Source organism: Streptomyces litchfieldiae (assembly GCF_031845365.1).
GTDB lineage: Bacteria > Actinomycetota > Actinomycetes > Streptomycetales > Streptomycetaceae > Streptomyces > Streptomyces litchfieldiae.
Genome location: NZ_JAVREL010000013.1, coordinates 145,134 through 157,298, shown reverse-complemented (window position 1 = coordinate 157,298; position 12,165 = coordinate 145,134). Strand labels below are relative to the sequence as shown.

10 protein-coding genes are annotated in these 12,165 nt (G+C 72.5%); 4 read left to right on the top strand and 6 right to left on the bottom strand.

Annotated features, from left to right (window positions below; genetic code table 11):
• Window positions 1-71 precede the first annotated feature (71 nt).
• Window positions 72-1,454: a glycine--tRNA ligase gene (locus RM590_RS22010; protein WP_311706381.1), complete on the top strand. Its 1,383-nt coding sequence runs from the start codon at window positions 72-74 to the stop codon at window positions 1,452-1,454.
• Window positions 1,455-1,511: 57 nt separating this feature from the next.
• Here RM590_RS22010 and RM590_RS22005 read toward each other — a convergent pair whose 3' ends face one another.
• The 4 genes from RM590_RS22005 to RM590_RS21990 all read right to left on the bottom strand — a co-directional run bounded on the left by RM590_RS22005 (window position 1,512) and on the right by RM590_RS21990 (window position 5,309).
• Window positions 1,512-2,102 (bottom strand): Uma2 family endonuclease, encoded by a 591-nt coding sequence (locus tag RM590_RS22005; protein WP_311706380.1) that lies wholly within the window; start codon window positions 2,100-2,102, stop codon window positions 1,512-1,514.
• Window positions 2,103-2,176: 74 nt separating this feature from the next.
• Complete coding sequence (locus tag RM590_RS22000; protein ID WP_311706379.1) at window positions 2,177-2,761, bottom strand: TetR/AcrR family transcriptional regulator; 585 nt, start codon at window positions 2,759-2,761, stop codon at window positions 2,177-2,179.
• A 16-nt stretch (window positions 2,762-2,777) separates the two neighbouring features.
• Window positions 2,778-3,812: an aldo/keto reductase gene (locus tag RM590_RS21995; protein ID WP_311706378.1), complete on the bottom strand. Its 1,035-nt coding sequence runs from the start codon at window positions 3,810-3,812 to the stop codon at window positions 2,778-2,780.
• Window positions 3,813-3,854: 42 nt separating this feature from the next.
• A complete protein-coding gene (locus tag RM590_RS21990; protein WP_394813933.1) occupies window positions 3,855-5,309 on the bottom strand; it encodes an MFS transporter in 1,455 nt (484 codons plus the stop codon).
• A 100-nt stretch (window positions 5,310-5,409) separates the two neighbouring features.
• On the opposite strand from RM590_RS21990, the gene RM590_RS21985 reads away from it, so the two are divergent.
• A complete protein-coding gene (locus RM590_RS21985) occupies window positions 5,410-6,288 on the top strand; it encodes a helix-turn-helix transcriptional regulator (protein WP_311706376.1) in 879 nt (292 codons plus the stop codon).
• On the top strand, window positions 6,285-7,430 hold the full coding sequence (dusB, locus tag RM590_RS21980) for a tRNA dihydrouridine synthase DusB (protein ID WP_311706375.1): 1,146 nt from the start codon (window positions 6,285-6,287) through the stop codon (window positions 7,428-7,430). The genes RM590_RS21985 and dusB overlap by 4 nt, the downstream gene beginning before the upstream one ends.
• 14 nt (window positions 7,431-7,444) lie before the next feature.
• Here the strand turns inward: dusB and RM590_RS21975 are convergent, their stop codons facing one another.
• Window positions 7,445-9,358 carry an amylo-alpha-1,6-glucosidase gene (locus tag RM590_RS21975; protein ID WP_311706461.1) on the bottom strand — a complete coding sequence of 638 codons (1,914 nt, stop codon included), beginning with the start codon at window positions 9,356-9,358 and terminating at the stop codon, window positions 7,445-7,447.
• The gene (locus tag RM590_RS21970) at window positions 9,358-10,692 is read right to left on the bottom strand and encodes an MGH1-like glycoside hydrolase domain-containing protein (protein WP_311706374.1); all 1,335 of its coding nucleotides are present in this window, start codon (window positions 10,690-10,692) and stop codon (window positions 9,358-9,360) included. Before RM590_RS21970 ends, RM590_RS21975 begins: the two co-directional genes overlap by 1 nt.
• Before the next feature lie 166 nt (window positions 10,693-10,858).
• Between RM590_RS21970 and RM590_RS21965 the strand changes: the two genes are divergently transcribed.
• Window positions 10,859-12,064, top strand: coding sequence for an ROK family transcriptional regulator (locus tag RM590_RS21965; protein WP_311706373.1), 1,206 nt, complete (start codon window positions 10,859-10,861; stop codon window positions 12,062-12,064).
• Window positions 12,065-12,165: the final 101 nt, after the last annotated feature.

Here is a 12,165-nt window from a genome sequence, read left to right as displayed (position 1 = left end):
TTGCTGCGGCCCCCTTGTACGCCGGTAACCTGAGGCAATTCCATGTCGTCCTTCGTCCTGAAGAGAGCACCGTGGCCGCCGACAAGATCGACACTATCGTCAGCCTCAGCAAGCGCCGTGGCTTCGTCTACCCCTGCAGCGAGATCTACGGCGGGCAGCGTGCCGCCTGGGACTACGGACCGCTGGGCGTGGAGCTGAAGGAGAACATCAAGCGGCAGTGGTGGCGCGCCATGGTCACCTCGCGCGACGATGTCGTCGGGATCGACTCCTCGGTGATCCTGGCCACCGAGGTCTGGGAGGCGTCGGGGCACGTCGCCACGTTCACCGACCCGCTGACCGAATGCACCTCCTGCCACAAGCGCTTCCGCGCCGACCACCTGGAGGAGGCGTACGAGGCCAAGCACGGTCATCTGCCGACGGGCGGCCTCGCCGATCTCAACTGCCCGAACTGCGGCAACAAGGGCACCTTTACCGAGCCCAAGCAGTTCTCCGGGCTGCTGGCCACGCACCTGGGCCCCACCCAGGACTCGGGCTCGGTGGCGTATCTGCGCCCCGAGACCGCGCAGGGCATCTTCACCAACTTCGCCGCCGTGCAGCAGACCTCGCGCCGTAAGCCGCCGTTCGGCATCGCGCAGATGGGCAAGTCCTTCCGGAACGAGATCACCCCGGGCAACTTCATCTTCCGCACGCGCGAGTTCGAGCAGATGGAGATGGAGTTCTTCGTCAAGCCGGGCGAGGACGAGGAGTGGCACGGCTACTGGATGGACCAGCGCTGGAACTGGTACCGCGATCTGGGCATGTCCGAGGCCAACATGCGGTGGTACGAGCACCCGAAGGAGAAGCTGTCCCACTACTCGAAGCGCACGGCGGACATCGAGTACCGGTTCAACTTCGCCGGCTCGGAGTGGGGCGAGCTGGAGGGCGTCGCCAACCGCACCGACTACGACCTGAACGCCCACTCCAAGGCGTCCGGCCAGGACCTCAGCTACTTCGACCAGGAGGCGGGCGAGCGCTGGACGCCGTTCGTCATCGAGCCGGCCGCGGGCGTGGGCCGCACGATGCTGGCGTTCATGCTGGACGCCTACCGTGAGGACGAGGCGCCCAACGCCAAGGGCAAGATGGAGAAGCGCGTCGTGCTGGGCCTGGACCCGCGGCTGGCGCCGGTCAAGGTCGCCGTGCTCCCGCTCTCGCGCAACCCGCAGCTCTCGCCGAAGGCCCGGGACCTGGCTGCGGCCCTGCGGCGGAACTGGAACATCGAGTTCGACGACGCGGGCGCGATCGGCCGCCGCTACCGCCGCCAGGACGAGATCGGCACGCCGTTCTGCGTGACGATCGACTTCGACACCCTCGAGGACAACGCGGTGACCGTGCGCGAGCGCGACTCCATGAAGCAGGAGCGCGTCTCCCTGGACCAGATCGAGTCCTACCTGGCCACCCGCCTCATCGGCTGCTGACCACCCCGTAACGACCCCGGCCCGGCCGCCCCGGATGGAGCGGCCGGGCCGAGGCGTTCAGCTTTCCCAGCCCGAGGTGTCCAACTTGCAGTCGAACGGCTCCGGGATGCGCACCGTCTCGCCGAACTTGAACTCGTTGTGGGTCCGGTAGCCGTCCTCGCCCGGCCGGGAGAAGACGACGACCCGGAACGTGAGCATGTCCACCAGGACATACACCGGGACGCCGGCCTTCCCATACCGCTCGACCTTGTCCGAACGGTCCCGCTCGGCCGTCGACTCCGAGGTCAACTCGGCCACGAGGGAAAGGGCTTCACCGGGAAGGCGGATGCTGCGAACGCGCGTCGCCCCGGCGTCCGCGACGTGCAGGTCCGGCCCGAATCCGCGCTCCCACTGGGGGAAGACGTACAGGCAGGGTGCGACGCTGACCCGGTGGCCCTTCGGCGCGTGCGGCCTGAGCTGATCGGCCAGAGACTCCATGACATCCAGGTAGAACCCTTGGGACCACGGCGTCATGACGATACTTCCCCCGATGATTTCCGCCCGGTACCCCACCGGCACGTCCAACTGCTCCAGCGTTCGGCAGAGCTTCTCGAACTCTGTCTGCTCGGGGGTGCTTATCGTGCTCGGTCGTTCCATCATCACTGTCATGATGCGCCTCCTCGGGCGGCTGATCCAGTCACGCGCCCAGTGTATGAACGGTCACTGACAGTGAAGCTTCCCGGTCAGGCGGTCAGTCCCCGGAGCAGCAGCTCGGTGACCGCCGTGAAGTCGGCGTCCACCTCGGGGCGGGACCACTGGGGGGCGTACGCCGGGTCGTGGAATCGGGCCGTGGCCTGGAAGACGGCGCGGGCCGTCGCGGCGGCGTCGGTGCCGGCCCCGGTGAATATCCCCTGGGACCGGCCGTCCTCGATGATCCGGGCGAGCTGGCCCTCCAGCTCGCTGATGTGCTCGTCGACGACGCCGCTGTGCTCGCGGGTGAGCACCGTGTAGGTGGCGAACAGCTCGGGATCGTCGCCCGCCTTGTGCCGCTTGGCGCTGAACAGGTCCGTCAGCCAGCGCTCCAGCCGCTCGCCCGCCGGGCCCGGGTCCTCGGCGCACGCCGCCAACTGCTCGCTGGTGCGGTCCAGCCAGCGCTTGGTGACCGCCTCGCGCAGCGCCGACTTGGTGCGGAAGTGCCGGTACACCGTGCCGTGGCTGACCCCGAGCGCCCGGGCCACGTCCACCACGGTGGCCTTCGCCGGGCCGTAGCGCCGCAGCACCTCCTCGGTGGCTTCGAGGATGCGCTCGGGAGTCAGCGCCTCGGTCATATCGCCTCTGTTTCTGCTATTTCTCGCTGTCCAGGTAGGCCATCTGCGCCGCCGGGTACCGCTCGCCCGCGGCCGAGTCGGCCGGGACGGCCTTCTCGATGGCGGCCAGATCGTCGGCGTCGAGACTAACGCGCAGCGCGCCCAGCGACTCGGTCAGCCGCCCCCTGGTCCGCGCCCCGATGAGCGGGACGATGTCCTCGCCCTGGGCGAGCACCCAGGCGATGGCGAGCTGCGCGACGGTGGCGTCCTTGGACTCCGCCAGCTCCCGCAGCGTCTCCACCAGGCCCAGATTGTGCCGCAGGTTCTCGCCGGAGAAGCGAGGGCTCATGCCGCGGAAGTCGTTCGCCGCGAGGGTGCGGTCGGCGCTCCAGTGGCCGCTGATCAGGCCCCGGGAGAGGACCCCGTAGGCGGTGACGCCGATCCCCAGCTCGCGCAGCGTGGGCAGGATCTCCCGCTCGATGCCCCGGGAGATCAGCGCGTACTCGATCTGGAGATCCGCGATGGGCGCCGTGGCGGCGGCCCGGCGGATGGTGTCCGCGCCGGCCTCCGACAGTCCGATGTGCCGCACGTGCCCGGCCTCCACCAGCTCGGCGATGGCGCCGACGGTCTCCTCCACCGGGACATCGGGATCGACCCGGGCCATCCGGTAGATGTCGATGTGGTCCACGCCGAGCCGCTGGAGCGAGTACGCCACGAAGTTCTTCACGGCGAGGGGGCGGCCGTCGAATCCGGTGAAGCCGCCCTCCACCGTGCGCAGCGAACCGAACTTCACGCTGATCAGGGCCCGCTCACGAGCGGCCGGGGAGGCGGTGCGCAGCGCCTCGTTGATCAGCATCTCGTTGTGCCCCATGCCGTAGAAGTCGCCGGTGTCCAGGAGTGTGACCCCGGCGTCCAGCGCGGCATGGATGGTCGCGATGGACTCCGCCCGGTCGGAGTCTCCGTAGAACGCGGACATGCCCATGGTGCCCAGGCCGAGCGCGGAGACGGCGAGGCCGGGGGTGCCCAGGGTGCGGGTGGGGAGGGCGGCGGAATGCGATGTCGAAGTCGTCATGCCGCCCAGCGTGCCATATGGACTGACAGATTTCAATATCTGTCAGTCGCTGTTCTGTCCGCCCGGCAGTCGCAGGCTCAGGGCCCCCGTCACCAGCACCGCCGCCAGTTGCGTGCTCAGCGAGGCGGCCAGCGCGTCCCGCATCCCCTCCGTGGAGGTGAGCGTGAGGAACAGGGCGCCCTGGAGCGCCACCCCCAGCGCGATCGACGACTGCTGCGCGGTGGCCATCACGCCGCCGCCCACGCCGGCCTGCGGCGGGGGCACGTCGGCCAGCACGTACCGGAGCAGCACCGGCAGGTAGAGCCCCTGGCCGAACCCGGCCACGGTCAGTCCCGGCGTCAGCGCCGGGAAGTCCAGCTCCGGCCAGGACCGCAGCACCGTCGCCACCAGCACGGCCAGGCCCAGCGCCTGGAGGGCCGCTCCCGCGGTCACCACCCGGGTGCCGTGACGGGCGGTGAGCCGGGGCCCGGCCAGCGACGCCGCGAAGAACGCCGCCGCGTACGGCACCAGCGCCGTCCCCGCCCGCACCGGCCCGAAGCCCAGCCCGTCCTGGAAGGCCACCGCCAGCACGAACATGAACCCGCCGAACCCCGCCACGCTCAGCATCAGCAGCGGCAGCGCCCGCCGCATCCCGCCCAGCGCGAGCAGCGCCGGCGGCACCAGCGGCAGCGCCCGGCCGGACCGCTCGGCGCGGCGCTCCACCGCGAAGAACGCCCAGGCCGCCACCGGGAACAGGCCGAGCAGCACCCAGGTCCAGGCCGGCCACCCGGCCGCCCGCCCCTCGGTCAGCGGCACCAGCAGCGTCACCAGCGCCACGGCCAGCAGCGCGGTGCCCGGCACATCGATGGGCGCCGGGCGCTCCGACCTGGTCTCCGGGAGCGAACGGGCCACCAGCACCAGGCCGACCACCACGGCCGGCACGTTCACCAGGAAGACCGAGCGCCAGCCGGTGCCCGCGACGTCCGCGGCGACCAGCACGCCGCCCAGGATCTGCCCGGCCACCATCGCCAGACCCGCCGTCGCGCCGTACAGCCCGAGCGCCCGCGCCCGGCGCGGCCCCGAGGTGGTGGCCTGGATCGTCGCCAGCACCTGCGGCAGCATCAGCGCCGAGGCGGCGCCCTGCGCCACCCGGGCGGCGACCAGCGACCAGGCGTCCGGCGCCAGGCCGCAGGCCAGCGAGGTCACACCGAACGCCACCAGGCCGGTCTGGAACAGCCGGCGGCGGCCGAACATGTCGCCGAGCCGGCCGCCCAGCACCAGCAGCACGGCGTAGGCGACGCCATAGCCGGCCACCACCAGCTCCAGCAGCGCCGGACCCGCGTCCAGGTCGCGGGCGATGGTGGGCAGGGCGACGTTGACGATGAAGAAGTCGATCGTCGGCAGCGCGGCGCCGAACAGCACCGTGAACAGCCCCAGCGGGCTCAGCGCGGCGGCCGGCCGGGGCGCGGCCGGAACCGACGGGCTCCCGGGCAGGGTTCGTGTCGTGGAATCAGTCACACGTCCGACGGTGCGCCGCCCATAAGCCTGGTACCAGAGTGTCTTTATCCTGGTACACCCACTACCTGGCAACCGGCTGACGCGATGGCATGCTGGTGGCATGGCAACCGTGGAGGAAACCGGCGCGGACATCCGCCGCCGCGAGCTGGCGGCGTTCCTGCGCAGCCGCCGCGAGCGCATTCCCCCCGAACGGGTCGGCCTCTCCCGCGGCCGGCGCCGCCGCACCCCCGGGCTGCGCCGCGAGGAGGTCGCGCACCTGTCCAGCGTGGGCGTCACCTGGTACACGTGGCTGGAGCAGGCCCGTGACATCCAGGTCTCCGCGGGGGTGCTGGACGCCATCGCCCGCACGCTGCTCCTCGACGCGGGCGAACGCTCGCACCTGTTCACCCTGGCCGGCGTCGCCGACCCCACGCCCGACGCCGATTCCGCCCAGGTCCCCGCGGCGCTGCGCGAGATGCTGCGCCAGCTCGAGCCCCTCCCCGCCTGCGTCCAGAACGGCCGCTACGACATCCTCGCCTACAACCGCACCTACGGCCGGCTGCTCTGCCCGCTCGACGACGTCCCCGCCGAGAACCGCAACTGCATGCTGCTCGCCTTCACCGACCCCCACTGGCAGGCGGCCCTGGTGGACCGCGAGGAGACCATCCGCCTGATGACGGCCAACTTCCGCGCGTACATGGCCGAGCACATCGCCGAGCCCGCCTGGAAGCACATGCTCAAGCGGCTCCAGCGCGAGTCGGCCGAGTTCTGCGAGCTGTGGGATCGCCACGAGGTGGTCCGCAGCCACAGCGGCAAGGTCAAGCGCTTCCGCAACGCGGACGTCGGCCTGCTGCACCTGGACGGCACCCGGCTGTGGCTCGCCCCGCAGGCCGGCTCCCGGCTGGTCGCCTACGTGCCCGCCGACGAGGAGTCCCGCGAACGGCTGGCGAGGCTGCACGCGCTGGCGCTCGCCGACGAGCGGGGAGAATGGACGTCATGACCCAGCCGCCGTCCCCGCTCCAGATCGGACCGCACACGGTGTCCCCGCCCGTGGTGCTCGCGCCCATGGCGGGCATCACCAACGCGCCGTTCCGCACCCTGTGCCGCGAATTCACCGGCGGCGCGGGCCTGTTCGTGAGCGAGATGATCACCACGCGGGCGCTGGTCGAGCGCAACGACAAGACCATGCGGCTCATCCACTTCGACGCGGCGGAGAAGCCCCGGTCCATCCAGCTCTACGGCGTCGACCCGGACACGGTCGGCCGGGCCGTCCGCATGATCGCCGACGAGGACATGGCCGACCACGTCGACCTCAACTTCGGCTGTCCCGTCCCCAAGGTCACCCGGCGCGGCGGCGGCTCCGCGCTGCCGTTCAAGCGCCCGCTGCTGCGCGCCATCCTGCGCGCCGCCGTCGGCAACGCGGGCGGGCTGCCGGTGACCATGAAGATGCGCAAGGGCATCGACGACGACCATCTGACGTATCTGGACGCCGGTCGCATCGCCGTCGAGGAGGGCGTGACGGCCATCGCGCTGCACGGCCGCACAGCCGCCCAGCACTACGGGGGACAGGCCGACTGGTCGGCCATCGCCCGGCTGCGGGAGCACGTGCCCGAGATCCCCGTTCTGGGCAACGGCGACATCTGGTCCGCCGGCGACGCGGTCCGCATGATGCGGGAGACCGGCTGCGACGGCGTGGTCGTGGGCCGCGGGTGCCTCGGGCGGCCCTGGCTGTTCGGCGACCTGGTCGCCGCGTTCGACGGCACCGGGCCCGAGGGCTACGCGCGGCCGTCGCTGCGCGAGGTGGCCGCCGTGATGCTGCGGCACGCCCGGCTGCTCGGCGAGTGGCTGGGCGACGAGGCGCGCGGCGTCATCGACTTCCGCAAGCACGTCGCCTGGTACACCAAGGGCTTCTCGGTCGGCTCCCAGGCGCGCCAGCGGCTGGCCGTGGCCACCTCCCTGGCCGAGCTGGAGGGGCTGCTGGCCGAGCTGGACCTGGACCAGCCCTGGCCGGCGGGCGCCGACGGCCCGCGCGGGCGGACCTCCGGCAAGAGCCGCGTCGTCCTGCCCGACGGCTGGCTGCGCGACCCGTACGAGGACGTGACGCCGCCCGAGGAGGCGGAGGCCGACACCTCGGGCGGCTGACTGAGCCGGGCGGCTCAGGTCCCGGCGGTGACCGCCGTCAGCAGCGCGAACGGCGCGGCGGCCGACCACGCCTGGGGCGAGCAGGCGTGCGGGTAGGGCACCGGCTCGGGGTGCTCGGCGCGCGCGTAGCCCGCGATCACCTCCGGCATGCGGAAGCCGTGCCGGGCCGCCATGTCCAGCAGCCCGCGGGCCAGCGTGCGGGCCTGGTCGTGCAGTCCGTAACGCGCCAGGCCCAGCGCCGCGATGGCGCTGTCGTGCGGCCAGACGCTGCCCCGGTGGTACGACAGCGGGTGGTACGCGTCCTGCCCGGCCGCCAGCGTCCGGATGCCCCAGCCGGTGAAGAACTCGGGCGACAGCAGCCGGTCGGCCACGCGTTCGCCGTGCTCCTGGTCCAGGATCCCGGTCCACAGCAGGTGCCCGGCGTCCGAGGCCAGCGCGTCCGCCCGGCGGCCCGCGCCGTCCAGGGCCAGCGCGGGGAAGTCCTGTCCGGGCAGCCAGAAGTCGGCCAGGAAACGGTCCCGCAGCTCACCGGCCGCCGTCTCCAGCCGCTCGCCGTACCGCGCGTCGCCCCAGGCGCTCCGGGCCAGCCGGGCCGTGCGGCGCAGCGCGTCGTACGCGTACCCCTGGGCCGCCGCGGCGCGGATCACGCCCCGGGCCGGGGTGCCGTCGGCGAAGCAGATCGCGCCGGCGGAGTCCTTCCAGCTCTGGTTGGCCAGGCCGCCGTCGTCCGGCCGGTACAGCAGATAGCCGTGGTCGGCCAGGCCGCCGTCGTGGAACATCCAGTCCACCGCGGCCCGCGCGTGCCGCTCCAGGCGGTGCGCCAGCTTGTCGTCCCCGGTCGCCTCGGCGTGCGCGCCGAGCAGCATCAGGAACAGCGGGGTGCTGTCCACCGAGCCGAAGTACCGGCCGTAGGGCACCTGTCCGAAGTACGCCAGCTCCCCGTGGCGCAGCTCGTGCACGATCTTGCCGGGCTGCGCGAGGCGGTCGGCGTCCTGGGCCGTCGCCTGCGCGGCGGCCAGCGCCAGCAGGGTGGCGGCGGCCGGCTCCGGCCGGCCGGGCAGCACGAACAGCGAGGTGATCGCCGCGTGCCGGCCCAGCAGCGTCAGGAACCACGGCACACCCGCGGCCGGCACCCGGAGTGCCTCGCCGTCCGGCCCGGTGGCGGCCACCCGCAGCCCCGACAGGTCGGCCAGCCCCTGCGCGCAGGCCCGGTCCAGCTCCGGCCAGTCCTCGGGGGCGGCCGGCAGGACCGCCGGGGCGGCCGGGAAGACATCCGCCGCCTCGGCGGCCGGCTCCGGCACGCCGTGCGGGTGCGCCTCGGCGCGCAGCGACAGCTCGGCCGAGCCGTGCGGGGGCAGTTCGAGCTGCCAGCACAGCCGGCGGGCGCCGCTGCCGGTCTCCTCCACCGCGTCCGGCGCGGGCTGCGCGGTGATCACGGTCCGCGAGTGCCACTCGCGGCGCCGGTAGCCGAACTCGACGCCGTCCGGCAGCGCCGTGCGGGTGCGCACCGCGTGCGGCTTCTCGTACCAGCGGTGGTCGGACCGCAGCTCGAACTGATCGGCGAAGTCCGCGTCCACGAGCAGCGCGACGAGCACGGCGCAGGCCGCTCCGCGGTTGCTGCTGAGCCGGATGCGCTCCACCAGGGCGCCGTCGGCCACGCGCTGCTCGCGGAAGACGGTGAGCGCCGGCGCCTCGGCCCGGCTGGCCGGCGGGGTCAGCACCACGGTGGCCGAGGGGCCGTCGGCGGTGGCCGGCTGGAGAACGGTCGGGGTCGAGCCGTCCACGGTGAGCTGCCAGCGGCTGACGTGCCGGGCGTCGCGCGCGAACAGCCCGTGCGGCTGGGTGCCGCGTTCCGCCGTGATGTCGCCGGACGGGCCGACCGTGGCGAACGTGCCGTCACGGACGAGCAGACAGTGGCTGGGCGTGATCAACGCGCTACCTCCGCGAGCAGGTCGATGGTCAGTGCCGCGGTCCAACTGAAGTCGCGGGTGCCGCGCGCTTCGCCGGTGAACGGGTCGACGTACTCGGCGAAGCCGGACGCGACCGCGGCCTGGAGCAGGGTGGTGCGCAGCGCGTCGGCCCGGCCGGTCGCGCCGTGTCGCCGCAGGCCACGTTCCAGCAGCCAGTTGACGTTGAACCAGGCGGGACCGCGCCAGTATCGCGCCGGATCGAAGGCGTGGCCCGTCAGGTCGTAGCTGGGAACCAGGCGGGTGGCGCCGCCCAGGCCGAAGTGCTCGCCGCCGGCGGTGCGCAGCAGCGTGCTCGTCACGTCCTCCGGCAGGCCCGGCAGTATCAGCGGCAGCAGCCCGGCCGCGCTGCGCTCGGGCACGGGCTCGCCGCCGATCACGTCCTGGGCGAGGAACAGCCCGTCGTCCTGGCTCCACAGCCGCTTCAGCAGCGTGGTGGTCAGCTCCTCGGCGCGAACCTGGTGGTCGGAGGGGTCGGCGCCGAGCGCGGCGGCGATGTCGGCGAGGGCGTGCTCGGAGGCGATGAGCAGCGCGTTGAACCCCGGGTCCTCCACGGCGAACCGGTGCCCGTCGACCTCGTCGGCGTAGCCCTGGTCCCGGTAGTGCTCGGCAAGCCGGACATAACGCCCGTAGTCCAGGTCGGTGGGCCGGTCGGACGGGCAGCCGTGGTCGAGGTCGGCGCGGTGGAACGAGGCGGTGGCGGCCGGCTCGATCCGGGACAGCGGCGGGTCCCAGCACGGACTGTTGTCCATGCCGGACTCCCAGGGGTGCACGATTGACGCGAGGCCCCGGCCGCCGAAGTCCCGGCGCTCGGTCAGGTACCGCTGCCAGGCGACGAGGCGCGGGTAGACGCGGCGGAGGAAGCCCCGGTGGGCGGAGGCGGCGGGGTCGGCCCGGTGCACCAGCCAGGCGGCCACCGCGTGGATGGGCGGCTGCACGATCCCGGAGGTCTCGACGGCCTCCGGCGCCCCGGCGCGGTGGCCCGCGGCCGAGGAGCGCCAGAAGTCGGGGCTCGGGAAGTACGCGGTGAGCGGCACGGCCGGGTTGAAGACGATGTGCGGAACGCGTCCGTCGGCCCACTGGGCGCCCAGCAGCGTCTCCAGCTCGCGCTGGGCCCGCTCGGGCGACAGATGGCGCAGGCCGATCGCGATGAAGCCGGAGTCCCAGCTCCACTGGTGCGGGTAGAGCGTGCGGGACGGGACCGTGGAGCCTCCGGTCCAGTTGCCGCCGAGTACGCGGCGTGCGCCGTTGTATGCGATCGAGGACAGACTGGAGGGCTGGTCAGCGCGTTCCACGTGGGCTCCGAGGACGTTGGCTTCGCCGCCGTCATGCGGCTGCACCGGTTGTTTTGTCGAAGGTACCGTAGAGTTACGTCTACTTAACACGCAAAAGTACCGCTGTAATATCTACTTCACAAGCTGAAGGGGGAGAAAAACCGTACCGGCGGCCGGGAAGGCAGTCATGAATCAGGCGAGCGCGGGGCACCTCCTGCAGCTGATCCGCAACGGCACGGCGACTACGCGCGGTGAGCTTCAGCGGGTCACCGGGCTGTCCCGGTCCACCGTCGCGCACCGCCTCGACCAGCTCTTCCGCGCCGGCTGGATCCGGGAGACGGCGGGCGACCCGGTGGACGCCCCGACCGGTGGACGCCCTTCCCTGCGGCTGGAGTTCGACGCCTCGCACGCGGTCGTCCTGGTCGCCGACCTGGAGACCCGGCACGCGCGCGCCGCCGTGCTCGACCTCGGCGGCGCGATGCTCGCCGAGCACTCGGGGTCACTGATGATCAACCAGGGGCCGGACGAGGTGCTGGACCGGCTGGCGCAGTGGTTCGCCCTGCTGCTGGAGAAGGTGGGCCTTACGGGCGACGCGGTGTGTGGCATAGGTCTCTCGGTGCCGGGTCCGGTGGACGTGGTGTCCGGGCAGGTCGTCCAGCCGCCGATCATGCCGGGCTGGGACCGCTACCCGATGCCGGACCGGATGCGCCGGGCGTTCGCGGCTCATGTGAGCGGCGGCGGGCCGGAGATCCCCGTCCTGGTGGAGAACGACGCCAATCTGATGGCCTATGCGGAGCAGCGGCTCGGCTACCCGGACTGCTCGGCGTTCCTGCTGGTCAAGGTGTCCACGGGGATAGGCGCCGGCGTTGTGGTGGACGGCGAGATGTACCGGGGGATCGACGGCGCGGCGGGCGACATAGGTCACATACGGCTCAGCGACCATCCGCACGCCCTGTGCCGCTGCGGGTCCTACGGCTGTCTGGCCGCCGTGGCGAGCGGGCGGGCGCTGGCCGAGCAGCTCACCGCGGCGGGCGTCCCGACGGCGTCCGGCTCGGGGGTGCGCGACCAGTTGGCGATCGGGCAGCCGGACGCGGTGCGGCTGGCGCGGGAGGCCGGGCAGTTGGTGGGCGGGGTGCTGGCGACGGTGGTCACCCTGCTCAACCCGGGGGTGCTGATGATCGCGGGCGATCTGAGCGGTCCGCCGTTCCTGACCGGGGTGCGGGAGCTGCTGTATCAGCGGGCCATGCCGCGGACGACGGCCTACCTCCAGGTCGTCACCTCGCGGTTGGGTGACCGCGCGGGCCTGGCCGGAGCCGGGGCCATGGTGGTGGAGTCGCTGTACGCGCCGGACCGCGCGGACTCCCGGCTGGCGGCGGGCGCGCCCCGCGAGTGACGTCCGGGCCAACGCCCCGGCTTTCCTGGTTATTTGGGGCACTTGTTCCTTTTGTGCGCGTGATGCCCGCCACGTATGATGATGTAAACGCTCAGATGAGC